This is a genomic window from Pseudomonas sp. EA_65y_Pfl2_P74 (assembly GCF_963970575.1).
GTDB classification, from domain to species: domain Bacteria; phylum Pseudomonadota; class Gammaproteobacteria; order Pseudomonadales; family Pseudomonadaceae; genus Aquipseudomonas; species Aquipseudomonas baetica_A.
In genome coordinates this window covers 120237-145124 of the sequence record NZ_CAXAOQ010000002.1, presented here as the reverse complement: position 1 = coordinate 145124, position 24888 = coordinate 120237, and the positions used below count along the sequence as shown (strand labels likewise).

The 24888-nt window shown below is 60.2% G+C and carries 25 protein-coding genes; 11 read left to right on the top strand and 14 right to left on the bottom strand.

The window, feature by feature from the left end; all coding sequences use genetic code 11:
- Window positions 1-5: 5 nt before the first annotated feature.
- Together fabB and AACY18_RS02110 are read left to right on the top strand one after the other, a co-directional pair.
- Window positions 6-1226, top strand: coding sequence for a beta-ketoacyl-ACP synthase I (gene fabB, locus AACY18_RS02115; RefSeq protein WP_221733008.1), 1221 nt, complete (start codon window positions 6-8; stop codon window positions 1224-1226).
- A 330-nt stretch (window positions 1227-1556) separates the two neighbouring features.
- Complete coding sequence (locus AACY18_RS02110; protein ID WP_339430830.1) at window positions 1557-1745, top strand: hypothetical protein; 189 nt, start codon at window positions 1557-1559, stop codon at window positions 1743-1745.
- Window positions 1746-1814: 69 nt separating this feature from the next.
- Here AACY18_RS02110 and AACY18_RS02105 read toward each other — a convergent pair whose 3' ends face one another.
- From AACY18_RS02105 to AACY18_RS02070, 8 genes are all read right to left on the bottom strand, one after another.
- The gene (locus tag AACY18_RS02105; RefSeq protein ID WP_339430831.1) at window positions 1815-2357 is read right to left on the bottom strand and encodes a DUF2058 domain-containing protein; all 543 of its coding nucleotides are present in this window, start codon (window positions 2355-2357) and stop codon (window positions 1815-1817) included.
- A gap of 25 nt (window positions 2358-2382) precedes the next feature.
- Window positions 2383-3216, bottom strand: coding sequence for a nucleoside triphosphate pyrophosphohydrolase (gene mazG / locus AACY18_RS02100; protein WP_339431010.1), 834 nt, complete (start codon window positions 3214-3216; stop codon window positions 2383-2385).
- 132 nt (window positions 3217-3348) lie between these two features.
- A complete protein-coding gene (relA, locus tag AACY18_RS02095; RefSeq protein ID WP_339430832.1) occupies window positions 3349-5592 on the bottom strand; it encodes a GTP diphosphokinase in 2244 nt (747 codons plus the stop codon).
- A gap of 76 nt (window positions 5593-5668) precedes the next feature.
- Complete coding sequence (rlmD, locus tag AACY18_RS02090) at window positions 5669-7069, bottom strand: 23S rRNA (uracil(1939)-C(5))-methyltransferase RlmD (RefSeq protein WP_339464082.1); 1401 nt, start codon at window positions 7067-7069, stop codon at window positions 5669-5671.
- Window positions 7069-7971, bottom strand: coding sequence for a cysteine synthase CysM (cysM, locus tag AACY18_RS02085; RefSeq protein WP_221733057.1), 903 nt, complete (start codon window positions 7969-7971; stop codon window positions 7069-7071). The genes rlmD and cysM overlap by 1 nt, the downstream gene beginning before the upstream one ends.
- Window positions 7972-8078: 107 nt before the next feature.
- Window positions 8079-9104, bottom strand: coding sequence for a PDDEXK nuclease domain-containing protein (locus AACY18_RS02080; protein ID WP_339464080.1), 1026 nt, complete (start codon window positions 9102-9104; stop codon window positions 8079-8081).
- Window positions 9105-9289: 185 nt separating this feature from the next.
- Window positions 9290-10714 carry a sensor histidine kinase gene (locus tag AACY18_RS02075; RefSeq protein ID WP_339430835.1) on the bottom strand — a complete coding sequence of 475 codons (1425 nt, stop codon included), beginning with the start codon at window positions 10712-10714 and terminating at the stop codon, window positions 9290-9292.
- Window positions 10701-11423 (bottom strand): response regulator transcription factor, encoded by a 723-nt coding sequence (locus AACY18_RS02070; RefSeq protein WP_339464079.1) that lies wholly within the window; start codon window positions 11421-11423, stop codon window positions 10701-10703. Before AACY18_RS02070 ends, AACY18_RS02075 begins: the two co-directional genes overlap by 14 nt.
- Window positions 11424-11642: 219 nt before the next feature.
- Here AACY18_RS02070 and AACY18_RS02065 point away from each other — a divergent pair, with 219 nt between their 5' ends.
- Both AACY18_RS02065 and AACY18_RS02060 read left to right on the top strand, forming a co-directional pair.
- Window positions 11643-14396 carry a response regulator gene (locus tag AACY18_RS02065; protein WP_339431011.1) on the top strand — a complete coding sequence of 918 codons (2754 nt, stop codon included), beginning with the start codon at window positions 11643-11645 and terminating at the stop codon, window positions 14394-14396.
- An 82-nt stretch (window positions 14397-14478) separates the two neighbouring features.
- Window positions 14479-15468 carry a 2-hydroxyacid dehydrogenase gene (locus tag AACY18_RS02060; protein WP_339430837.1) on the top strand — a complete coding sequence of 330 codons (990 nt, stop codon included), beginning with the start codon at window positions 14479-14481 and terminating at the stop codon, window positions 15466-15468.
- A 12-nt stretch (window positions 15469-15480) separates the two neighbouring features.
- On the opposite strand, the gene AACY18_RS02055 is transcribed toward AACY18_RS02060, so the two are convergent.
- A complete protein-coding gene (locus AACY18_RS02055) occupies window positions 15481-15936 on the bottom strand; it encodes a hypothetical protein (RefSeq protein ID WP_339430838.1) in 456 nt (151 codons plus the stop codon).
- 133 nt (window positions 15937-16069) lie between these two features.
- Between AACY18_RS02055 and AACY18_RS02050 the strand changes: the two genes are divergently transcribed.
- Window positions 16070-16504 carry a hypothetical protein gene (locus tag AACY18_RS02050; protein WP_008079168.1) on the top strand — a complete coding sequence of 145 codons (435 nt, stop codon included), beginning with the start codon at window positions 16070-16072 and terminating at the stop codon, window positions 16502-16504.
- Window positions 16504-16908, top strand: a complete 405-nt coding sequence (locus tag AACY18_RS02045) for an META domain-containing protein (RefSeq protein WP_339430839.1) — start codon at window positions 16504-16506, stop codon at window positions 16906-16908. The genes AACY18_RS02050 and AACY18_RS02045 overlap by 1 nt, the downstream gene beginning before the upstream one ends.
- A gap of 66 nt (window positions 16909-16974) precedes the next feature.
- On the opposite strand, the gene AACY18_RS02040 is transcribed toward AACY18_RS02045, so the two are convergent.
- Complete coding sequence (locus AACY18_RS02040) at window positions 16975-17442, bottom strand: TlpA disulfide reductase family protein (protein ID WP_339430840.1); 468 nt, start codon at window positions 17440-17442, stop codon at window positions 16975-16977.
- Between the two features lie 113 nt (window positions 17443-17555).
- On the opposite strand from AACY18_RS02040, the gene arsC reads away from it, so the two are divergent.
- Genes arsC through AACY18_RS02025 form a run of 3 tightly spaced genes read left to right on the top strand, consistent with a single transcriptional unit; the run spans window position 17556 to window position 18929 of the window.
- On the top strand, window positions 17556-17909 hold the full coding sequence (gene arsC / locus AACY18_RS02035; RefSeq protein ID WP_339430841.1) for an arsenate reductase (glutaredoxin): 354 nt from the start codon (window positions 17556-17558) through the stop codon (window positions 17907-17909).
- On the top strand, window positions 17906-18502 hold the full coding sequence (gene wrbA / locus AACY18_RS02030; RefSeq protein WP_221733022.1) for an NAD(P)H:quinone oxidoreductase: 597 nt from the start codon (window positions 17906-17908) through the stop codon (window positions 18500-18502). The genes arsC and wrbA overlap by 4 nt, the downstream gene beginning before the upstream one ends.
- Before the next feature lies 1 nt (window position 18503).
- Window positions 18504-18929 (top strand): DUF2069 domain-containing protein, encoded by a 426-nt coding sequence (locus AACY18_RS02025; protein ID WP_339430842.1) that lies wholly within the window; start codon window positions 18504-18506, stop codon window positions 18927-18929.
- A gap of 99 nt (window positions 18930-19028) precedes the next feature.
- Here AACY18_RS02025 and AACY18_RS02020 read toward each other — a convergent pair whose 3' ends face one another.
- Together AACY18_RS02020 and ttcA are read right to left on the bottom strand one after the other, a co-directional pair.
- Complete coding sequence (locus AACY18_RS02020) at window positions 19029-19703, bottom strand: DNA-3-methyladenine glycosylase I (protein ID WP_123534540.1); 675 nt, start codon at window positions 19701-19703, stop codon at window positions 19029-19031.
- Between the two features lie 69 nt (window positions 19704-19772).
- Window positions 19773-20597, bottom strand: coding sequence for a tRNA 2-thiocytidine(32) synthetase TtcA (gene ttcA / locus AACY18_RS02015; protein WP_339430843.1), 825 nt, complete (start codon window positions 20595-20597; stop codon window positions 19773-19775).
- Window positions 20598-20885: 288 nt separating this feature from the next.
- Here ttcA and AACY18_RS02010 point away from each other — a divergent pair, with 288 nt between their 5' ends.
- Window positions 20886-21488, top strand: a complete 603-nt coding sequence (locus AACY18_RS02010) for a Yip1 family protein (protein ID WP_339430844.1) — start codon at window positions 20886-20888, stop codon at window positions 21486-21488.
- 149 nt (window positions 21489-21637) lie between these two features.
- Window positions 21638-22132 (top strand): SprT family zinc-dependent metalloprotease, encoded by a 495-nt coding sequence (locus AACY18_RS02005; protein ID WP_221733026.1) that lies wholly within the window; start codon window positions 21638-21640, stop codon window positions 22130-22132.
- A gap of 36 nt (window positions 22133-22168) precedes the next feature.
- Here AACY18_RS02005 and AACY18_RS02000 read toward each other — a convergent pair whose 3' ends face one another.
- Together AACY18_RS02000 and AACY18_RS01995 are read right to left on the bottom strand one after the other, a co-directional pair.
- A complete protein-coding gene (locus tag AACY18_RS02000) occupies window positions 22169-23350 on the bottom strand; it encodes a CaiB/BaiF CoA transferase family protein (RefSeq protein WP_339464078.1) in 1182 nt (393 codons plus the stop codon).
- Window positions 23351-23495: 145 nt separating this feature from the next.
- Window positions 23496-24830 carry a dicarboxylate/amino acid:cation symporter gene (locus AACY18_RS01995; protein ID WP_339430846.1) on the bottom strand — a complete coding sequence of 445 codons (1335 nt, stop codon included), beginning with the start codon at window positions 24828-24830 and terminating at the stop codon, window positions 23496-23498.
- Window positions 24831-24888: the final 58 nt, after the last annotated feature.

Genomic DNA, 24888 nt, shown 5'->3' with positions numbered 1-24888 from the left:
TTCGCATGCGCCGCGTCGTTATCACTGGTCTGGGCATTGTTTCGTGCCTGGGCAATGACAAAGAGACCGTCTCCGCTAACCTGCGTGCAAGCCGCCCTGGCATCCGGTTCAACCCGGAATATGCCGAAATGGGTCTGCGTAGCCAGGTTTCCGGCTCCATCGACCTCAACCTTGAAGAGCTGATTGATCGCAAGATCTATCGCTTCGTCGGCCACGCAGCGGCTTACGCCTACCTGGCCATGAAAGACGCTATCGCTGACTCCGGTCTGACCGAAGAGCAAGTGTCCAACCCGCGTACCGGTCTGATCGCCGGTTCCGGTGGTGCTTCCACGCTGAACCAGATGGAAGCGCTGGACATCCTGCGCGAGAAAGGCGTGAAGCGCGTTGGCCCATACCGCGTCACGCGGACCATGAGCAGCACCGTTTCCGCTTGCCTGGCCACGCCCTTCAAGATCAAGGGCCTGAACTACTCCATCGCTTCTGCCTGCGCCACCAGTGCTCACTGCATCGGTACCGCCATGGAACAGATCCAGATGGGCAAGCAAGACATCGTCTTCGCCGGTGGTGGTGAAGAAGAGCATTGGAGCCAGTCGTTCCTGTTCGACGCGATGGGCGCCCTGTCCAGCAAGCGCAACGACACCCCGCAACAAGCCTCCCGTGCCTACGACGCTGACCGTGACGGTTTCGTCATCGCTGGCGGTGGCGGTATGGTCGTGGTTGAAGAGCTGGAACACGCTCTGGCCCGTGGCGCGAAAATCTACGCCGAAATCGTTGGCTACGGCGCGACGTCCGACGGCTACGACATGGTCGCTCCAAGCGGCGAAGGCGCGATCCGCTGCATGCAGATGGCGATGTCCACCGTTGATACCCCGATCGACTACCTCAACACCCACGGCACTTCGACTCCGGTCGGTGACGTCGCGGAAATGAAAGGTGTGCGTGAAGTGTTCGGCGACAAGGCTCCGGCCATCAGCTCGACCAAGAGCCTGTCCGGTCACTCCCTGGGCGCCGCCGGCGTTCACGAAGCGATCTACTGCATGCTGATGATGGAAGGCAACTTCATTGCCGGTTCCGCCAACATCGACGAACTCGACCCAGAAGTGGCCGATATGCCGGTGCTGACCAAGACCCGCGAGAACGCCACCATCAACACCGTGATGAGCAACAGCTTCGGCTTTGGCGGCACCAACGCCACGCTGGTACTGAAGCGCTGGGAAGGCAAGTAATTCCCCGCTGCTGAGCCTCACATGAAAACGCCCCGACTGGTTCGGGGCGTTTTTTTGGCCTGAAGTAAATGGCAGTTACACCGTAAAACCCTGTGGGGCGAGCCTGTTCGCTCCCACAAGTGGGCTTGCGGAGCTTCTGAAAATGAAACATCTGTCATGCAACTTCCCACCCTGCGATCGAATGTCGCGGTTTTAGCGGCCTCCAGCACTGTTGCAGAATTCGCAACTATACCTTGCACGAATCAGCCGTTTACTTAGCAAACTAACAAATCATATAAAAGAGTCCTGCACACGCCTTGCTGCAGATAACTTGAGATTTGGAGCTAGCAGATGACTGTAAAAGTAACTGAACGCGACGATTCACACATGTCCCATGAAGGCGTAGCCGCCGGTTTACGAATCTGGGATGTGCATCAACAAGACTTGCTGGTCGGCATGTTCCATAACGAAATCGATGCCCACAACTACAAGGCCGAACTGGAACTGCAAGAACAGCAACGGGATTTACGATCCGCCTGAACCAACCACAGCATTGAAAACGACAAACCCCGCGATCGCGGGGTTTGTCGTAGTGACAGCACTACCGATTTACCACATCAGATCGTCAGGGATCTGGTAGGCCGCGTACGGATCGTCCTCGGTGATGATCTCTTCGGTCTGCACGTTGAGCTGCACGATGCGCTGTGGATCGCGCTCCTGGATCTTCAGGGCCGCTTCACGGGGGATCACTTCATAGCCGCCGGCATGGTGCACGATCGCCAGCGAACCGCTGCTGAGCTTGTTGCGCATCAGCGTGTTGACCGAGAGGCGCTTGACCTTCTTGTCGTCGACGAAGTTGTAGTAGTCCTCGGTGGTCAGCTTCGGCAGACGCGAGGCTTCTATCAACTGCTTGACCTGTGCCGCACGCGCCTTGGCCTCGGCTTTCTCTTTCTGCTGACGATTCAGCTCCTGGTCGCGCTTGACCTTCTCGGCCATGGCTTCCTGTGCGGCGCGCTGCTGCGAGTCATCCAGCTCGATCTGGCCTTTGTGGGCCAGACGCTGCTGCTTCTGTTTGTCCTTGCTGACCTGTTTGGCCTGCTTCTGGTTGACCAGCCCTGCTTTGAGCAACTGATCGCGAAGGGAAATACTCATGGTGCTTACTCACTTGGGCAGTTGCTCAGCCGCAGCTGGGCAAGTTCTTTTCCTGACGTTTGGCTTCACCCCAGAGGGCGTCCAACTCTTCGAGGGTGCAATCTTCCATGGGACGGTGGGTGTCGCGCAATGCCTGTTCGATAAATCGGAAACGTCTTTCGAACTTGCCGTTGGCACCACGCAGTGCGGTTTCCGGATCGACCTTCAGATGCCGGGCCAGATTGACCACGGAAAACAGCAGATCACCGATCTCGTCAGCCACCGCGACGGGATCGTTCTCGGACATGGCCTCAAGCACTTCATCAAGCTCTTCGCGCACCTTGTCGAGCACTGGCAAGGCGTCTGGCCAGTCGAAACCGACCTGCCCCGCACGCTTTTGCAACTTGGCTGAACGCGACAGCGCAGGCAGCGTCGCCGGTACGTCATCAAGCAGCGAAAGTTGCTCTGGCGCAGCGGATTTCTCGGCGCGCTCTTGCGCCTTGATCTCCTCCCAGCGCTGCTTGACTTGCTCTTCACTCAAACGCGGTACGTCGAGCGGCGCATACAGATCGCCGGTGGGGAAGACGTGGGGATGACGGCGGATCAGCTTGCGGGTGATGCTGTCGATCACCCCGGCAAACTCGAATCGCCCTTCCTCCCGCGCAAGCTGGCTGTAATACACCACCTGGAACAACAGATCGCCCAACTCGCCCTGCAAGTGATCGAAGTCGCCACGCTCGATGGCGTCGGCCACTTCGTAGGCTTCTTCGAGGGTGTGCGGGACGATGGTTGCGTAGGTTTGCTTGATGTCCCACGGGCAACCGTACTGCGGATCGCGCAGGCGGCTCATCAGGTGGAGCAGGTCTTCAAGGCTGTACATCATTTATCTCTCACCACAAAACCCATGTGGGAGCGGGCTTGCTCGCGAATACGGTGTGTCAGCAACAATGATGTCGACTGACATGCCCTTTTCGCGAGCCACCCCGCTCCCACAGTTGATCGGCGTTGGTCTTCACGGAGTACGGTTACGCCGCGTTTCGATGATGTTCGGCAACTGCGAAATCCGCCCCAGCAACCGCCCCAACGCATCCAGACCCGGAATCTCGATGGTCAGGGACATCAGCGCGGTGTTGTCCTCCTTGTTCGAGCGGGTGTTGACCGCCAGCACGTTGATCCGCTCGTTGAGCAATATCTGCGAAACGTCGCGCAGCAGACCGGACCGGTCGTAGGCTCGGATGACGATGTCCACCGGATAGGTGAGCACCGGCACAGGGCCCCAACTGACCTGGATGATCCGCTCAGGTTCGCGCCCGCCCAGTTGCAGCACCGAAGCGCAGTCCTGGCGGTGAATGCTCACGCCACGGCCCTGGGTGATGTAACCGACAATCGCATCGCCCGGCAGCGGCTGGCAGCAACCGGCCATCTGCGTCATCAGGTTGCCGACGCCCTGGATCTGTATGTCGCCACGCTTGCCCGGCTTGTAGCCAGTGGCTTTGCGCGGGATCAGCTCCAGTTGCTCGTTGCCGCGTTCCGGTTCGACCAGTTGCTGCGCCAGGTTGACCAGTTGCGCCAGACGCAAATCGCCAGCACCGAGGGCGGCGAACATGTCTTCGGCGGTTTTCATGTTGGCCTTGTCCGCCAACTTGTCGAAATCCACCGCAGGCAGCCCCAGACGCGCGAGTTCGCGCTCGATCAGGGTTTTGCCCGCCGCAACGTTCTGATCACGGGCCTGTAACTTGAACCAGTGAACAATCTTGGCCCGAGCCCGGGAAGTGGTGACGTACCCCAGGTTCGAGTTCAGCCAGTCGCGACTCGGCGTCCCGTGCTTGCTGGTGATGATCTCGACCTGCTCACCGGTTTGCAGGCTGTAGTTGAGCGGTACGATGCGCCCGTTGATCTTCGCGCCACGGCAGTTGTGACCGATTTCCGTGTGCACGCGGTAAGCGAAGTCCAGCGGCGTCGCGCCTTTGGGCAAGTCGATGGCGTGACCGTCGGGGGTGAAGATGTAGACCCGGTCCGGCTCGATATCGACGCGCAGTTGTTCGGCCAGGCCCCCGATATCGCCCAGTTCCTCATGCCACTCGAGCACCTGACGCAGCCAGGAGATCTTCTCTTCGTAGTGATTGGAGCCGGATTTGACATCGGTGCCCTTGTAGCGCCAATGCGCGCAGACGCCGAGTTCGGCCTCTTCGTGCATGGAATGGGTGCGGATCTGCACCTCCAGCACCTTGCCTTCCGGGCCGATCACCGCGGTATGCAACGAGCGGTAGCCGTTCTCTTTCGGGTTGGCGATGTAGTCGTCGAACTCTTTCGGAATGTGCCGCCACAGGGTGTGGACGATGCCGAGCGCGGTGTAGCAATCGCGCATTTCCGGCACCAGCACGCGCACCGCACGCACGTCGTAGATCTGGCTGAATTCCAGACCCTTGCGCTGCATTTTGCGCCAGATCGAATAGATGTGTTTGGCCCGGCCGCTGATGTCGGCGTCGACCCCCGTGGCCTGCAATTCGTCTTTGAGCTGGGTCATCACGTCGGCGATGAAACGCTCGCGATCCAGACGTCGCTCGTGGAGCAACTTGGCGATCTGTTTGTATTGATCGGGTTCCAGGTAGCGGAAGGACAAGTCCTCCAGCTCCCATTTGATATGTCCGATGCCGAGCCGGTGCGCGAGCGGCGCATAAATGTCGAAGACTTCCCGGGCGACACGGTTACGCTTCTCGTCGTCGGCGGTTTTCACCGCGCGGATCGCGCAGGTCCGTTCGGCCAGTTTGATCAGGGCAACGCGCACGTCGTCGACCATTGCCACGAGCATCTTGCGCAGGTTTTCCACCTGCCCTTGCGCCCCCATGACCATCGACTGACGCGGGCTCAGACTGGCACTGATGGCGGCCATGCGCTGCACGCCGTCAATCAGCTTGGCGACCACGGAACCGAAGCGCTGGCTGACGGCTGCCAGTTCGATCTGACCTTCGCGCACACCGCGATACAAGACCGCAGCGACCAGCGAATCCTGATCGAGCTTGAGGTCGGCGAGAATCTCGGCAATCTCAAGCCCGGTGCGGAAACTGCCGGAGCCCTCGGCCCACAGGTTCTTGGCGGCGTTGGACTGTTGTTCAGCCTCGCGAGCGAACTCGCAGGCTTCTTTCAAGGCTTCGCGATCCAGTGCCAGATCGACACTGACCGCGTGATCGAGCCAAGCCTCGAGATTGATACTGCCGTCATTGTTGATCGGCTGGTGTGCTCTCACCTGTACCATCTTGCTTTACCTTCCCTACGACGCAGATTCAATGCGTCAAATCGCTGGTCTTCTATGCCCGTGGGCACTCGCGGGGCTAACGCGAGCGCGTCACGGACAGACCGGACGGATCAGACGAGCCATCCTGGCTCGCTTCAAATAACGCCATGGCTTCGACATGCGCCGTCTGAGGAAACATATCGAGAATCCCGGCACGTTTTAACCGGTAGCCCTGCTTGATCAATTCGACCGTATCGCGCGCCAGCGTTGCCGGGTTGCACGACACATACACCAACCGCTTGGCACCCAGGGTCGCGAGCTTGCGCACCACCTCGAAAGCACCGTCACGCGGTGGGTCCAAGAGTACCGCAGAAAAGCCGTTTCCGATCCACTGAGCATCGGTCAAAGGCTGGGATAAATCGGCTTGAAAAAACTTTGTGTTATGCAAATTGTTACTAGCGGCGTTCGCGGCGGCACGCTCGACCATGGTCTGCACACCTTCGACCGCCACCACTTCGCGCACGGTTCTGGCCAGCGGCAAAGCGAAGTTGCCCAAGCCGCAGAACAGATCCAGCACACGCTCTTCGCTCGTCGGTTTCAGCCAATCCAGCGCCTGCGCAACCATCGCTTCGTTAATACCGGCGTTGACCTGAATGAAATCCCCCGGCCGGTAAGCCAGATCCAGTCCCCATTGCTCCAGGCGATAACCCAGCGACTGGTTCGCATCAATCGGTTGCGGTCCGCCTTCGCCATGCAGCCACAATTGCGCTTCATGGCATTGGCAGAAATCCTTGAGGATCGTCAGATCCGCTTCCGACAACGGCGCCATGTGCCGCAGCAACACCGCCAGCGATGAACCGCTGAACAACTCGATATGGCCCAGCGCTTGCGGTTTGCTCAAACGACGGAGCATCTGCGGCAAAGCGGTCATGATCGGCTGCAAGGGCTGTACCAGCACCGGGCATTCGTTGATCGCAACAATGTCCTGGCTGCCGGCAGCACGCAAACCCACCTCAAGTTGCCTGGCTTTGATGTCCCAGCGCACGGCAATGCGGGCGCGACGGCGATAGCCGAACTCGGGGCCGGTCAGCGGCGGCGCCCACTCTTGCGGTTCGACACCGGCGACCTTCGATAATTGCTCGGCGAGCATGCGCTGTTTCAGGGCAAGCTGTTCGCCGTGGGGCAAATGCTGAACGCTGCAACCGCCACAACGGCCCGCGTGCTGACACGGCGCAGGACGGCGCAACTCACTGGTCTTGAACACGCGTTCGGTACGCGCCTCGACCACTTTGCCGTGGGCGCCGAGCACCCGCGCCTCGACCTCTTCACCGGCGAGGGCGCCGAGGACGAACCAGGTGCGGCCTTCGAAAAACGCGATGCCGCGACCGTCATTGGCCAGACGCTCGATGCTCAAGCGCTGTTTTTTGCCGGTCGGGATTTGCGGGGCCTTGCTGCCACCCGTGGGCTGGAAGCGCAGGCCTCTCTCGTGTTTGGCCATCAGTTGGGCGCGTCGAAAATGCCGGTCGACAGATAACGGTCGCCACGGTCACAGATGATCGCGACGATCACCGCGTTTTCAACTTCCTGGGACAGACGCAGCATCGCTGCCACCGCACCGCCCGAGGACACACCGCAGAAGATACCTTCTTCGCGGGCCAGACGACGGGTCACGTCCTCGGCTTCGCTTTGTGCCATGTCGACGATGCGGTCGACGCGGTCGGCCTGATAGATCTTCGGCAGGTATTCCTGCGGCCAGCGACGGATGCCGGGAATGGCCGAGCCTTCCATCGGTTGCAGACCGACGATCTGCACGTTGTCGTTCTGCTCTTTCAAGTAGCGCGACACGCCCATGATGGTGCCGGTGGTGCCCATAGAGCTGACGAAATGGGTGATGCTGCCCTGGGTCTGACGCCAGATTTCCGGGCCGGTGGTGGTGTAGTGCGCCTCAGGATTGTCACCGTTGGCGAACTGATCGAGCACCTTGCCACGACCTTCGGCTTCCATGCGCTGGGCGAGATCGCGAGCGCCTTCCATGCCTTCTTCCTGGCTGACCAGAATCAGCTCGGCACCGTAGGCGGTCATGGCCGCTTTGCGCTCGGCGCTGGAATTGTCCGGCATGATCAGGATCATTTTGTAACCCTTGATCGCTGCAGCCATGGCCAGAGCGATCCCGGTGTTGCCCGAGGTCGCTTCGATCAGCGTGTCGCCGGCGTGGATCTGCCCGCGCAACTCGGCACGGGTGATCATCGACAGCGCCGGACGGTCCTTGACCGAACCCGCCGGGTTATTCCCTTCGAGCTTGAGCAATAGGGTGTTGCTGGTGGCTCCGGGCAGGCGCTGCAAACGCACCAGCGGAGTGTTGCCGACGCAATCGGCGATGGTTGGGTACTGCAAGGTCATGGCGTATTCGCAATCCAGACGTGCGGGGGCGCCTATCATACCGGCAAACCCGCGCAGGCCATATCACGCAAAGTGCGGTGCTTATGGTTTATGGGAATAAGGAGACGCTAGTCCGTGTTTTCTGCGTGCGCCGTATCCAATGCATAAAACTCGTGCAGTTTGGCTTGCAACAATTGTTTATCCGGCAAGCACGTTTGGTATTCAGCAATCAAGGCAGGCGAAAGGCTGCGATTAAGGGCGTACTCGACGACCTCGTCCTCTTTGCTGGCGCAGAGCAGCACACCGATGGCCGGGTTTTCGTGGGGCTTGCGAACAGTGCGGTCCAGCGCCTCCAGATAAAAATCCAGCTTGCCGAGGTACTCCGGCTCAAAGCGCCCAACCTTGAGTTCGATGGCCACCAGGCAGTTGAGCCCACGGTGAAAGAAGAGCAAATCGAGCGCGAAATCCCGACTGCCGACTTGCAGGGGGTATTGAGAGCCAACAAAGCAGAAGTCGCGACCAAGCTCGGTCAGGAACGCCTTCAGCCGCCCCAGCAATCCTTGGTGCAGATCGGTCTCGGCATGGACGCCGGGCAAGTCGAGAAATTCGACCATGTAGGCGTCGCGAAATATCTCCAGTGCTGCTGGGTGAGCCTGCTTTAAAGCAGCAGATGCCTTCGCCGGATCGGTGACACTTCGTTCGAACAGGGCTGCCTTGAACTGGCGCTCCAGTTCGCGCTTCGACCATTTTTCCTGAACCGCCATTTTCAGGTAGAACTCCCGCTCTTCCGGGCGTTTGCTTTGGCCGAAAATGATCACGTTGTGCGACCAGGATAATTGTCGCGCCAGTGGTGCGACTTTTTCTTCGCCGCGATAAATTTCATAAAACTGACGCATACGAAATAGATTGGACCGGGTAAAACCTCGCAGTCCCGGTTGGGTCAGAGCCAAATGTTCAGCCAATTGACCAACCACTGAATCCCCCCACTCCGCCCGCTCAATCTTGCGACTGATATGTGCACCGACCTGCCAATACAGCTCAATCAGTTGTGTATTGACGGTCTGCATGGCCTGGTGCCTGGCACTGTTGATCAGCGCTAACACTTCGTTAAAATGATCGCCATCCGAGATACCGGTAACGCTGGAGGCATTCATGCGCAATTCCTTGAAGATGAGGTGAAGCGCGAGCTTAAACGCTCAACGAACCTTCAAATGACCGCCGATCCTGCTTGGGAAATATCGTACAAAAATACGAGAGCACTCCCGCAAAGTCGGCGGAAATGGACATTCCATAGGACTACATCGCGAGCAGGCTCACGCCTACAAGAGAACCGTTTCCTTCACACAGTCAGCGGCGAACACAACCCCAATGCAGGAGCGAGCCTGCTCGCGAAGGCGTCAGTCGAAGCAATCCCCTCATCAGCAACCAACCGAAAATTCAGTCGCAACCCCGTCCCGCTGTTCTCCGCCCACAACGTCCCGCCCTGGCGCTGCACCGCATTCCTGGCAATGCTCAACCCCAACCCGAACCCGCCATTGCCCGGCCGCGCCCCATCCAGTCGGATGAACGGATCAAAAATCCGCTGCAGATCCCCGCCAGCCACCCCGCCCCCCTGATCCTCCAGACACAGATGCCAATAACTCCCCTCCCGTCGCCCATCCAAGCGCACGATCCCGCCCTCAGGCGAGTGACGAATGGCATTGCGCAAAATGTTTTCCAGCGCCTGCGCCAGCGTATTGAGATTGCCGCGCACCCAGCACGACGCTTCGACGGAGCACTGCAATTGCAGACTTGACCAGCCGCTTTCATAACAGGCGTTATCGGTGAGCATTTCCCACAGCGCCTGGATCTGGATGGCCTCATCCGGCAACGGTGAGCGGTCAGTATCCAGCCAGGCCAGTTGCAGCGTGTCTTCGACCAACCGTTGCATGCCGTCGACTTCACGCCCGATGCGCTCGCGCAATTGCACCAGGCTTTGCTCGCTTTCGCTGGCCACGCGCAGTCGACTCAGCGGTGTACGCAGTTCATGGGAGAGGTCGCGCAGCAATTGCTGTTGCAGCGCGACGCTCGATTGCAAACGTTCGGACATCGAGTCGAACGCCCGGGCCAGTTCGCCGAGTTCGTCCGGTCGCTGGGTGATACCGCTCGACAGTCGCACATTCAATTGATCGGCGCGCCAGGCGTTGGCCTGTTCACGCAGGTTGTTCAGCGGCACCACCAGCAGGCGATACAGGCCAACGCACAGTAATAAAGTGAACAGGCCGGGAATCACGCCGTTGGTGATCACCCGCCAGAACACTCGATATTTGCCCGGCAGAAAACGCTCGGGGAGTTCGATCACCAGACTGCCAACGGAGGGGGCTTGGGGAAACGGTATGCGCAGCCACGGCCGCCCCTGCTTGTGGATCGGCCAATCGAGCCCGCGCAGAAAAGTCAGGTGCTGGATTTCCCGGTCATTGAGCGGCTCATTGCTCAACGATTGCAAGTTGCTGCCGATCACGCCGACCCAGGCGGCTTCGCGCAACTCCATGCTCTGCAACCAGCTATCGACGCCTTCGCGCCGGCCCCGCTGCCAAGCCTGCTCGGCTTCGCTGGCATAACGCATCAAGGTGCCACGCGCCTCGCTGGAGAGAAACTGATTGCGTTGCTCCATGTACCGGCCCCATGACCAGCTCAGCCAGATCATCAGCAAACAGAACGCCACCAACAGAAAGGCCAGCTTCCAGAACAGCGAATGACGCCCCGGCAGTTCAGACACTTTCATCAGCGGCACTCAACACATAGCCCTTGCCCCAGACCGTGCGCACTTCGCGCTCGGTATAACCGATGGCCTTGAGTTTGCGGCGGATCTGGCTGATGTGCATATCGAGGCTGCGGTCATGGGCCGCGTAACCGCGTTGCAGAACATGCTGATAAAGAAAGGCCTTGCTCAGCACCTCCTCATCATAGCGATCGAGGGTTTCCAGCAGGCGGAATTCGCTGCGGGTCAGCCCCGCCGGTTGTTCGCGAAAAAACACATCGCTCTGTTGATCGTCGAAGCGCAGCGTACCCGGCGCCACGGGCACGGCTACAGGCGCCGGGCGACGATCCAGGGCCACCCGCCGCAGAATCGCTTCGATGCGCACATGCAATTCGGCCATGCTGAACGGTTTGGGCAAATAGTCATCGGCGCCCAAGCGGAAACCACTGATGCGATCAGCCTCGGCCCCCAGCGCCGACATCAGCAGCACTGGCGTCGAATGACTCTGGCGCAACTGGGTCAGCACCTTGAGACCGTCCAGCCCGGGCAGCAGAATATCCACCAGCACCACGTCGAACGGTTGGTGCTGAGCGATGTTCAGACCTTCCTGGCCGTTCTGGCACCACGTCACCTGAAAGCCGCTGCGGCCCAGGTGTTCGTGAACGTAGGCCCCCAGGACCGGATCGTCTTCGATGGAAAGAATGCGTGGCTGAACGACGGAAACAGGATTCATGAGTATCTGCAAATAATTCTCAGTTGAGCGCGATTATTCAAGATTGAGGGACATCGGGCAACCCAAGCCTGGCCTGCCGGACAAACGCGCACCGATGCACAGACCGACCACGACACCATTTTTCCGAAGATTGCCCGCGAGCAAATCGCTACACTGCGCCCATGCCGCGTGCCGGATGCACGCATGAGTCAACAGATCAGCGGGATGCAGGAGACAGGTGTGCTCAAGAAACTGGGAATCAAAGGTCGCGTGATGCTGCTGACCTTGTTGCCGACCAGCCTGATGGCGCTGGTGCTGGGTGGTTATTTCACCTGGACGCAGCAGTCCGACTTGCAGACCCAATTGATGCAGCGTGGCGAAATGATCGCTGAGCAACTGGCGCCGCTGGTAGCTCCCGCCATGGGCCATGGCAACAACGAATTGCTCGAACGCATTGCCACCCAGTCGCTCGAACAACCGGACATGCGCGCGGTGACCTTCCTCGCGCCGGATCGCACGCCGCTGGCCCACGCCGGCCCCACCATGCTCAATCAGGCGCCGAGCGGCGACAGCGCCCAACTGCAAAGACGCAGCGGCAATGACGCGACTCGTTACCTGATGCCGGTCTTCGGCAGACACCGCAACCTTGCCGGTGAGGTGATCCCCGAAGAGTCCGACCGCCTGCTGGGCTGGGTCGAACTGGAGCTGTCCCACAACGGCATGCTGCTGCGCGGTTATCGCAGCCTGTTCGCCAGCCTGCTGCTGATCGCCGCAGGCCTCGCTGGTGCGGCTTTGCTCGCATTGCGCATGGGGCGCACCATCAACCGCCCGCTGGGCCAGATCAAACAAGCCGTCGCGCAACTCAAGGATGGTCATCTGGAAACCCGCCTGCCACCCCTTGGCAGCCAGGAGCTCGATGAGCTGGCGTCGGGCATCAACCGCATGGCCGGCACCCTGCAAAACGCCCGCGAAGAATTGCAGCACAGTGTCGATCAAGCCACCGAAGACGTGCGCCAGAACCTGGAAACCATCGAGATCCAGAACATCGAACTGGACCTGGCCCGTAAGGAGGCGCTGGAGGCAAGCCGGATCAAATCCGAGTTCCTCGCCAACATGAGCCACGAGATTCGCACGCCGCTCAATGGCATTCTCGGCTTCACTCACCTGTTGCAGAAAAGCGAACTGACGCCGCGTCAGCTCGATTATCTGGGCACCATTGAAAAGTCCGCCGACAGCCTCCTGGGCATCATCAACGAGATCCTCGATTTCTCGAAAATCGAAGCCGGCAAACTGGTGCTCGACCATATCCCGTTCAACCTGCGCGATCTGTTGCAGGACACCTTGACGATTCTTGCCCCGGCCGCCCACGCCAAACAGCTTGAACTGGTCAGCCTGGTGTACCGCGACACGCCACTGTCGCTGGTCGGCGACCCGTTGCGCCTGAAGCAGATCCTCACCAACCTGGTCAGCAACGCGATCAAGTTCACCCGCGAAGGCACCATCGTCGCGCGAGCCATGCTTGAGGAAGAACACGAGGACAGCGTGCAACTGCGCATCAGCATTCAGGACACCGGCATCGGCTTGTCGAGCCAGGACGTACGGGCGTTGTTCCAGGCCTTCAGTCAGGCTGACAACTCGCTGTCGCGCCAACCCGGAGGCACCGGTCTGGGTCTGGTGATTTCCAAGCGACTGATCGAACAGATGGGCGGCGAAATCGGCGTCGAGAGCACGCCGGGCGAAGGCTCGGAATTCTGGATCAGCCTGAGCCTGCCCAAGGCCCGCGACGATGCCGAAGACCTGCCCTCGGCGCCGCTGCTCGGACGTCGGGTGGCGGTGCTGGAAAACCACGAACTGGCGCGTCAGGCGTTGCAGCATCAACTGGAAGACTGCGGCCTCAATGTCACACCGTTCAACACCCTGGAAAGCCTGACCAATGGCGTCACCGGCGCGCATCAGACCGATCAGGCGATTGATCTGGCGGTAATCGGCATCACCAGCAACGACATGTTGCCGGAACGTCTGAACCAGCATATCTGGGATCTCGAACACCTGGGTTGCAAAGTGTTGGTGCTGTGCCCGACCACGGAACAGACGCTGTTCCATCTGTCGGTGCCCAATCCGCACAGCCAACTGCAAGCCAAACCGGCCTGCACGCGCAAACTGCGCCGGGCGCTATCGGATCTGGCCAACCCGCGCCAACCGCGCACCGAACCCGGCGAGCCGCTGTCGAGTCGCGCGCCGCGAGTGCTTTGCGTCGATGACAACCCGGCCAACCTGTTGCTGGTGCAAACCCTGCTCGAAGACATGGGCGCCAAGGTCCTCGCCGTGGAAAGCGGTTACGCCGCAGTCAAAGCGGTACAGACCGAATCCTTCGACCTGGTACTGATGGACGTGCAAATGCCGGGCATGGACGGCCGCCAGAGCACCGAAACCATCCGCCAGTGGGAAAGTGAGCGGCATTGCACACCGCTGCCGATCGTCGCCCTCACCGCCCACGCCATGGCCAACGAAAAACGTGCGTTACTGCAAAGCGGCATGGACGACTACCTGACCAAACCGATCAGCGAACGGCAACTGGCGCAGGTCGTGTTGAAGTGGACCGGTCTAGCCCTGCGCAATCAGGGGCCGGAGCGGGCCAGCGAAAGCACTGCCGGCCAAAACGAACTGCCGGTACTCGATCACGAGGAAGGTTTGCGCCTGGCTGCCGGTAAAGCAGATCTGGCGGCGGACATGCTGGCGATGTTGCTGGCCTCGCTGGAGGCCGACCGCGAAGCCATCCGCAATGCACGCGACAGCCACGATCAGAATGCACTGATCGAACGAGTCCATCGCCTGCACGGCGCCACACGCTACTGCGGCGTACCGCAATTGCGCGCCGCCTGTCAGCGCAGCGAAACCCTGCTAAAACAGGACGACCCAAAAGCCGCGCAAGCGCTCGATGAACTGGAGCGAGCGATGAACCGACTGGCAGCGCAAGCGAGGATCAGCGCCTGATCCAGCGCAATGCCGGTCGACGCAGACCCGGCTAAAGTGGATTCGGGTGCTTCAACCCGGGTCGATGTTCCAGGAGGATTCAATGCGCACAATCGTTTTCAGCAGCCAGGCCTACGACCGCGACAGTTTTCTCGCGGCCGACTGCCCGACGGACATCGAACTGCATTTTCAACCTGCCCGGCTCAGCCTCGACACCGCCGCACTGGCCGACAGGCACGAGGTGGTTTGCGCGTTCATCAATGACGATCTCGGCGCGGCGGTGCTGGAGCGACTGGCCGCCGGCGGCACCCGATTGATTGCCTTGCGCTCGGCCGGTTACAACCATGTCGATCTGGCCGCAGCCAAACGTCTCGGCCTGACCGTCGTGCGTGTCCCGGCCTACTCGCCCCATGCCGTGGCCGAACATGCTGTCGCACTGATCCTGGCCCTCAACCGACGCTTGCACCGCGCGTACAACCGCACCCGCGAGGGCGATTTCAGCCTGCACGGGCTGACCGGTTTCGATCTGGTCGGCAAGACCGTCGGCATCGTCGGCACCGGGCAGATCGGCGCCACGTTCGCGAAAATCATGCACGGTTTCGGCTGTAAATTGCTGGCCTGTGATCCGTATCCAAACCCCGACGTCCTGGCACTCGGCGCACGCTATCTGAGCCTGCCGGAGTTGCTCGCGCAATCGCGAATCGTCAGCCTGCACTGCCCGCTCAACGAGCAAAGCAAACACCTGATCAACCGTGATTCACTGGCGCACATGCAAGCCGGCGCCATGCTGATCAACACCGGGCGCGGCGCTTTGGTCGACACGCCAGCGTTGATCGACGCCTTGAAGGACGGGCAGCTCGGCTACCTGGGGCTGGATGTGTATGAAGAAGAAGCGCAGTTGTTTTTCGAGGATCGCTCCGACCTGCCGTTGCAGGACGACGTGTTGGCGCGATTGCTGACCTTTCCGAACGTGATCATCACCGCGCATCAGGCGTTTCTGACGCATGAAGCGCTGGGCGCGATTGCCGCAACGACCCTGCACAACATCGCGACCTGGGCGGCGGGATCGCCGCAAAATCAGGTCGAGGGTTGAGGGTTTAACGTTTTATTTCGGTGATAGCGAGGACGCCAGAATCAGTAGCGCCAGCCAGCCGAAGCCGAAAAGCCGCTGCTTCGCCGAGTGCCCGCTGCGCAGCAGAAACCAGACGAAAACCATCGGCAACAGGAACACCATGATCTTCAGCCAGCTTTCCACCGGACGGCTGCCATCTTCATTGATGGGCCGCGCAACCGTTTGTTCGGCCTGTTGCCGACGCCGACGCCCCGCTGCGGCCGGCATGACTTTTGGCAAAGGCTCAGGCGCCGGAGGGACAAATGCCTCGGGCACGGCCTGGTTACGCGGCAGACTGCCGAAAGAAATCGTCGAAGGCTGAACGGGGGCCGCTGCGGTCTGGGCTTGTGCGTGGGTTGGCTGCTCTGCCATCGGAGCCCCGCAATGAATGCACGCCGAGGCTTCTGAGCTGATGCTGCGCTTGCATTCATAACATTCGATAAGCGCCATGTTCCGTTCCTTCAGAGTCGAGGGCGGCAGTTTGCCATGTGTGCAAGCCGATTTGAACCTGATCGAAGGTCACAAGCGTGCGTCATTCTGCAACGTGGCCCGTGCTAGCATGTCGCGCATATTTGGAGGACCCATGGTCGAACACGATTTCCGCTACAACCTGATGAACCCGCAACACACCCTCACCGAATGCCGCGCCCTTGTTCCGGGCCGCTATCAGGTCACCGGCAATGGTGGCTCGATCCGCATCGGTGACGCCCTGTTGGTCACCCTCAAAGGCAGCAAGGACTTGTCCATGCGCCTGACCGTCGAAACCGTCCGCCACCTGATCAATCCGCCGGGCCAATGGACCGCGATGACCACGGGCCCGGTGTTCGGCGAACTGGCGATTCACACCTGGCAGGTCAACTGCGACAGCTGCGCCAAAGAGCTGAGCTTTGAATTCGCCGTCGACGCCAAGCTGGGCAAAACCGCAGAAAAACCAGCGGCTACGGCGCGCATCGCCGAACTGGGCTGGAAAGCCGTTGGCGACAAGCACCTGTGCCCGAAATGCCAGGAGCCTGCGTGATGAAACGCCTTGCCCTGGCCGCTCTGGTCGGTGTTGGCCTGATGGGCTGCGCCGCGGAGCCTGTGCAGTTGCAACAGAACCGCAGCTACATTCTGGAGTGGATCGGCGAGCGGCCGTTGATGGATTACAGCCATCTGACCGTGACACTTGGCGATGATGGTCGCGCCTATGGCAACGGCGGCTGCAACCATTGGTTCGCGCCTTACACGCTCGATGGCAACAAGTTGAGCTTCGGCAAGATCGGCAAGACCCGCAAGCTGTGCGCACCGGCACTGATGGAGCAGGAGCAGCGTTTCCTGCAGGCATTGGAAGGCGTGCAGCGCTGGGACATCTCGCCCATCGAGCAGATGCGCTTCTGGCCGGCGCAAGGCAAACCGCTGCGCTGGTGGCTGGAAGAGGGTTGATCATTTGTGGTGAGGGGACTTATCCCCTCACCACTGAAGCTCGCTTTCGGCAAAAGCTCGGCGTGCCTACTGGGTAGCCTGCAACGCCTCAAGCCTGGCCATCACCCCGGCCGCCGTCTGCTCACCCAGCAACTGCTCCCGCACCTTGCCTTTGTTGTCGATGATGTAAGTCACCGGCAACGCCTCGCTGCGCGGCAACTCGAACAACTCCGCCGGATCCTGCGCCAGCACGGTGAACTGGATGCCCAGTTTTTCGCTGGCGCTCTTCAGCTCTTCCCCCTGCACGTTGTCGAAGTTGACCCCGAACACGCCGACGTTCTTGCTCTTGAGCTCGTCTGCCAGATGGTTGAGCTCCGGAATTTCGGTCCGGCACGGCCCGCACCATTCGGCCCAGTAGTTGAGCACCACCCATTGTTTGTCCAGGCGCTCGGACGCCACCTTCTGACCATTCTGGTCGATGCCGTAATCATTGCCGCAGCCCCCCAGCATCAACGCCCCGATCATGGTCAATGCCGCTGCCAATCGCCGTGTCATGTCGTGTTCCTTGTGAAAATTTGAATGCGCCTGCGACCCATCGTCTCTGAAGGTTCTGGATTGTGCGCTGCACAGTTAGAATAGCCGCCACTTTACGCCAGAAGCGACCCGCCATGACCGATCTGACGCTTTATCACAATCCGCGCTGCTCGAAATCCCGCGGCGCACTGGAACTGCTGGAAGCCCGCGGCCTGACCCCGATCGTCGTGCGTTACCTCGAAACCCCGCTGGATGCGGCGCACATCAAGGCGCTGCTCGGCAAGCTGGGGATCAGCGCACGGCAACTGCTGCGCACCGGGGAAGATGAATACAAAATGCTTCAGCTCGCCGACAGTAGCCTCAGCGAAGATCAACTGATCGCCGCCATCGCCCAGCATCCAAAACTGATGGAGCGACCGATTCTTGAAGCCGGCGACAAAGCCGTCATCGGCCGTCCACCGGAACAGATTCTGGAGTTGCTGCCGTGAGCGCGCCGTACATTCTGGTGTTGTATTACAGCCGCAGCGGCTCGACCAACGAGATGGCGCGGCAGATTGCCCGCGGCGTCGAGCAGGCCGGTCTTGAAGCACGCCTGCGCACCGTGCCGGCGATCTCCACCGAATGCGAAGCCGTGGCCTCGGACATCCCTGATGAAGGTGCGCTCTACGCCACCCTTGATGATCTGAAGAATTGCGCCGGACTGGCCCTCGGCAGCCCCACCCGATTCGGCAACATGGCCGCACCGCTCAAGTACTTCCTCGATGGCACCAGCAATCTGTGGCTGACCGGCGCACTGGTCGGCAAACCGGCCGGCGTGTTCACCTCCACCGCCAGCCTGCACGGCGGTCAGGAAACCACGTTGCTGTCGATGATGCTGCCCCTGCTGCACCACGGCATGCTGATCACCGGCCTGCCGTACAGCGAATCGGCGCTGCTGGAAACCCAGGGCGGCGGCACGCCTTACGGCGCCAGCCATCATGCCGGGGCTGATGGTAAAAGCGGTCTGGATCAGCACGAAGTGGCGCTGTGTCGCGCACTCGGCCTGCGTCTGGCCAAGACAGCCCAAAAACTGGAGGACTGACATGGCCAGGAAGCCGAAGATTCTACCCTCCGTCGCGTGGCTCGAGCCGCGCGTCAAAGCGATGCGGATTATCAGTCTGTTGTGCTTTTTCGGCCTGGCCGGATTGCTCGCCGCTTACTACCTGATCTTTGCCGACCTGCACGGTGCGCGACCGTGGGTGATTCTGCTGGTCGAACTGGTCCCGTGGATCGTCCTCGCACCGGCCATGATCATGGGCAGCGCTCGCGGACATTCGTGGATGTGCTTTGTGGTGAATCTGTATTTCATCAAAGGCGCGCTGGCGGCGTATGACCCGAACCGGCAGTTGTTCGGCATTCTGGAGATGCTCGCGAGCCTGGCAGTGTTCTGCTCGGCGCTGCTGTATGTGCGGTGGCGGTATCAGTTGAATCGCAAACTGGCGGGTGAAGGCGAGATTTGCGGCGCCTGAGCCGGCGCCTTCGCGAGCAAGCCCGCTCCCACAGGGGATCCGTGGCGTCCACAGATCCCCTGTGGGAGCGGACTTGCTCGCGAAGGGGCGGACTCGGTGTCAGTGATTGACGGTATAAGCCAGCATCATCGAAATCTGGCTCATCGGCCGGCCGCCACTCTCTTCATGCCACTGGTTGAACACATTCTGCACAATGGCCAGATCGCGCAGGCTGGTCGGCGCCTTGTCGACGATCTTCTGCGCATTCAACGCCGCGACCACGTCGTAGCTCGGCACAAACGTATCCTTGCCGACCATGCGCAAAAAGCGCGGCGCCGATAGCCCGCCCAACTGATGGCCGTGCTTTTTCAGGTAGGTCCACAGACCGACAATATCGGTCACCGGCCAGTCAGCGATCAACGCGCCGAAACTGCCCTTCTCTTTCTCGACATCGAGGATGAACTGCGCATTGCGCGGCACGCTCTTGAGTTTGCCCAGGTGACGGATAATCCGCGCATCCTGCATCAGGCGTTCAAGGTGTTCGGCGCTCATCAGCACGACTTTTTCCGGGTCGAACTTGAAGAACACCTCTTCGAAGGCCGGCCACTTGGCGTCGACCAGACTGTGTTTGAGGCCGGCGCGAAATACGCGCAGGGCCATGGTCGAGAGGTAGCGGTCGTCGCTGATCTTGCGCAGTTGTGCCGGGGTCTTGGGAACGGGCAGATGGGCTTCCAGTTCAGCCGCCGAACCGAAGCGGTTCAGACAGTATTCGTGCAGCCACTTGTAATCGCGCATGCCCTCTCCTGTTGAGTGAAGCGAAGAAACCAATGTGTGCGGGCAAGCCCGCTCCCACAGGGATGGTGTTTACAGGTTGACGACGTTAACGAAGCGCGAAGCCGCCGTTTCGTCGATCTTCAGGCTGGTGAAGTCGAACAGGTTGCGGTCAGCCAGTTGCGACGGCACCACATTCTGCAAACTGCGGAAGATGCTTTCGGTGCGACCCGGGGTCTTGCGATCCCAGTCCTGAAGCATTTCCTTGACCACCTGACGCTGCAGGTTTTCCTGCGAACCGCAGAGGTTGCACGGGATGATCGGGAATGCCTTGAAGTCCGAGTACGCCTGAATGTCCTTCTCGTTGCAGTAGGCCAGCGGGCGGATTACCACGTTGCGACCGTCGTCGGCGCGCAGCTTGGGCGGCATCGCCTTGAGCGAGCCGTTGAAGAACATGTTGAGAAAGAACGTTTCGACGATGTCGTCGCGGTGATGACCGAGGGCCATTTTGGTCGCACCGATTTCATCGGCAAAGGTGTACAGCGTGCCACGACGCAGGCGCGAGCACAGCGAGCAGGTGGTCTTGCCTTCCGGAATCAGCTCTTTGACCACCGAGTAAGTATCCTTCTCGACGATGTGGTACTCGACGCCCAGTTCTTTGAGGTAGGCCGGCAGCACGTGCTCCGGGAAGCCCGGCTGCTTCTGGTCCATGTTCACGGCGACGATCTCGAACTTGATCGGCGCAACCTTCTGCAGGTGCATCAGTACGTCGAGCATGGTGTAGCTGTCCTTGCCCCCGGACAGGCAGACCATGACCTTGTCGCCGTCTTCGATCATGTTGAAATCGGCGACCGCTTCGCCGGCCAGGCGGCGCAGGCGCTTTTGCAGTTTGTTCTGATTGACCGTAAGAGTGCCCATGACGCGAAATCCGTGAGGTGTGACGAAAGGCCGGCATTTTACGCAAAAACCCTGAGGTTGTGGTCACAGGTTGTCGCCACTGGCCGATTCGCCTTTTACAGACCCCACGGCGATTAACCCGTGTGTTTACAGCGCGATTTGCTCTAACCCCCTGGTCCCGGTGCGGTTCAGAACTTTCTATACTGCGACGTAAGGTCGCACGCATTTGAAGACCTGAACTTGCTCGGCCTCATTGGCCCGTAGGCGCTCCGCTGGGGGGCGATGGCAATAACAAGAGGAGTGACTGGCATGATCCATCACGTAGTGGGACTTTTTACCCACCCCGATCAGGAATGGAAAGAAATCCGTGGCGACCAAGAGGAAAGCATCAGCCACATGTACCTGACGCACACGCTGATCCTGGCGGCCATCCCGGCTGTCTCGGCCTTCATCGGCACCACTCAGGTCGGCTGGGTGATCGGCAACCGCGCCCCCGTGATGCTCACGGTCGAAAGCGCGATCTGGATGACGGTCATGTCTTATCTGGCGATGCTCGGCGGCGTCGCGGTCATGGGGGCCTTCGTGCACTGGATGGCGCGCACCTATGACGCCAACCCGAGCCTGGCCCGTTGCGTTGCATTCGCCACTTACACCGCGACACCGCTGTTCGTCGGCGGGTTGGCGGCGTTGTATCCGCATATGTGGCTGGGGATGATCGTCGGTACGGCGGCCATCTGCTACACGGTGTATCTGCTCTATGTCGGTCTTCCGACCTTCATGAATATTCCATCCGACGAGGGTTTTCTGTTTTCCAGCTCGGTGCTGGCGGTGGGCCTGGTGGTGCTCGTGGCCATCATGGCGTTCACCGTGATCATCTGGGGGCTGGGCGTCGGCCCGGTCTATACCAACTAGAAAAGCGTCCTGCCTGAGAAAAACCAGACCTGCCAATAGAGGCCGCCGCAAGGCGGCCTTCTCGCGTGCAGGATGACCATTCGGCAGTTCGGCGATTCGCAAGTCCCAAGGGTTGCGGCATACTCGACACCTCTGGAGATCCATCAAGCATGCCCGAGCAACTCAATACCCGCGTCGAAGACTGCTACCAACTCGCTGAATCCTTTTTCAAACGTCACTTCCAACGCCCTGTGGTGAGCCTCAAGCTGCGCGGGCAAAAAGCCGGGGTCGCGCATCTGCACGAGAACCTGCTGCGCTTCAACCCACAGCTGTACCGGGAAAACACCGAGCATTTCCTCAAGCAGACCGTGGCCCATGAAGTCGCGCACCTGATCGCCCATCAACTGTTTGGCGACCGCATTCAGCCCCACGGCGAGGAGTGGCAACTGATCATGCGCGGCGTTTATGAACTGCCGCCGGATCGCTGCCATACCTATCAAGTCAAACGCCGCAGCGTGACGCGCTATATCTATAAATGCCCGTGTGCAGACAGCGATTTTCCGTTTTCGGCGCAGCGTCACAGCCTGGTGCGGCAGGGGCGGCGGTATTTGTGCCGGCGGTGCCGGAACACGTTGGTATTCAGTGGTGAAATGCGGGTGGAATAAGTGTTGTTACAACTGGCCCCATCGCTAGCACTGGCTCTAAAGAATTACTTTGGCAACACGCCATTCGGTAATCCGCTGCGCACTAAACCCCAACGCCCCCAACACCTGATCCGTATGCTCCCCCAACACCGCCCCGACATGCCGCGGCGCCGGTAAAGCCTCGGAAAACTTCAGCGGACACGCCATCTGCGCCTGCGTCGTGCCATCTCCCCGCGGCACCTGCGTCACCAGTTCCCGCGCCTGCAACTGTGGATGCTGCAGCGCCTCACCCAGGCTCAACACCGGCTCGACACAGGCATCGAGCCCGGCAAACAGCGCGCACAGTTCGGCAAAGTCATGCTTCTCGAATTCAACCTTCAACGCCTCCTTGAGCGCCTGCTGTTGCTCAGGCTTGGGTGACAGGCCGTACGCCGCCAGCTCCGGCCGGCCCAGCGCCGTACACAGTGGCTGCATGAAACCCGGCTCCAAACTGCCCACCGACATCCAGCGCCCATCGCGGGAACGATAATAGTCGTAGAAGCTGCCGCCATTGAGCATCTGGTCTTCCCACCCCGGCTCCTCGCCGCAAGCCAGATAGCCGGCGCCGGCCATGGCATTGAGGCTGAAGGCGCAGTCCGTCATGCTCACGTCCAGATGCGTGCCCTGCCCGGTTTGCTGACGCGCAATCACCGCCGCCAACAGACCGACAACCCCATGCAGCGAGCCGCCGGCGACATCGGCCACCTGCATGCCCAGCGGCAGAGGCCCGCTGTCGGCGCGGCCGGTGTAACTGGACAGCCCGGCCAGGGCCAGATAGTTAATGTCGTGGCCGGCGCGATCCTTGTAAGGCCCGGTCTGGCCGTAACCGGTGATCGACACGTAAATCAGCTTCGGATTGATGGCTTTCAACGCCTCGTAACCCAGCCCCAAACGCTCCATCACACCGGGGCGAAACTGCTCAAGCACAATGTCGTAATCGCCCAGCAACTGCTTGATCACGTCCAGCGCCGCGGGCTGTTTCAAGTCCAGCGCCAGGCTGCGCTTGTTGCGATTGAGATACGCGTGGCTGGCTGATACCCCGCCGTCATGGGGCGGCAGCACCCGCAGCAGATCCATGCGCGTGGGCGACTCGATGCGCAGCACGTCGGCGCCCATGTCCGCCAGCAGCAGCGAGGCGAAGGGCCCCGGCAACAACGTCGAGAAATCCAGAATCTTCAGTGAGGCCAGCGGTGCGGACATGGGCGATCTCCTTGTGCGATGCACTCAGCCTAGGCAGCTAACCGCCATGCGGCAATCACCGGATGTGTCAGTAAACATGACCGTTGTACTCAAATCGCAGGCCAAAAAAAACCCGCCGAAGCGGGTTTTTTCATGCAAGCACGAGTTAGCTGACGCTGTTAGGGGTTGGGCCTTCAGCCACACCCAGGTCATCTTCTTCACGCACATCGGAGATACCACGACCGCCCGAGGCCAGCTCGGATTGCAGCACGTCGGTGTCCAGCTCATTCACCCACTTGGCCACAACGAGGGTGGCAACGGCGTTGCCGACCAGGTTGGTCAGCGCGCGAGCTTCGGACATGAAGCGGTCGATACCCAGGATCAGCGCCAGACCGGCCACCGGCAGGTGACCGACCGCCGACAGCGTGGCCGCCAGCACGATGAAGCCCGAACCGGTGACACCGGCAGCGCCTTTGGAGGACAGCAGCAGCACCAGCAGCAGGGTGATCTGGTGAGTGATGTCCATGTGGGTGTCGGTCGCTTGAGCGATGAACACGGCCGCCATGGTCAGGTAGATCGAAGTACCGTCGAGGTTGAACGAGTAACCGGTCGGGATCACCAGACCCACAACGGATTTCTTCGCGCCCAGACGCTCCATCTTGATCAGCATGCGTGGCAGCGCCGACTCGGACGAGGAAGTACCCAGCACGATCAGCAGTTCTTCACGGATGTAGCGAACCAGTTTCAACACGCTGAAACCATGCGCGCGGCAGATGGAGCCCAGCACCACGACGACGAACAGTACGCAGGTGATGTAGAAGCAGATCATCAGTTGACCCAACTGTACCAGCGAGCCGACACCGTAAGCACCGATGGTGAAGGCCATGGCACCCAGCGCACCGAGCGGCGCCAGTTTCATGATCATGTTGATGATGTTGAACATCACATGCGCGAAGCGATCAATCAGGTCCAGCAGCGGACGGCCGTAGGAACCGAGGCGATGCAGGGCGTAACCGAAAATCACCGAGAACATCAGCACTTGCAGGATATCGCCGGTGGCGAATGCACCGACAATGGTGTTCGGGATGACGTTAAGCAGGAAACCGACGATGCTCTGGTCTTTACTGGCCGTGACATAGGAGGCGATTTTCGAGGCATCCAGCGTTGTCACGTCGATGTGCATGCCGGCGCCCGGCTGCACAACGTTGACCACCACCAGACCGATCAGCAAGGCGATGGTGGAAACCACTTCGAAGTACAACAGCGCGTAGCCGCCGGTCTTGCCCACCGACTTCATGCTCTGCATACCCGCGATACCGCTGACAACGGTACAGAAGATGATCGGCGCGATGACCATTTTGATCAGTTTGATGAACCCGTCACCCAGCGGCTTGAGCGCCACACCGGTCTGCGGATAGAAGTGACCGACCAGAATGCCGATGGCGATGGCAACGATCACCTGGAAATACAGGGATTTATACAGTGGCTGACGAGTCGTCATTGCAAGTGTCCTCAAGCGTCTCGCTGGGCAACATCCATCTGTTGTCCGCAAAACCTTA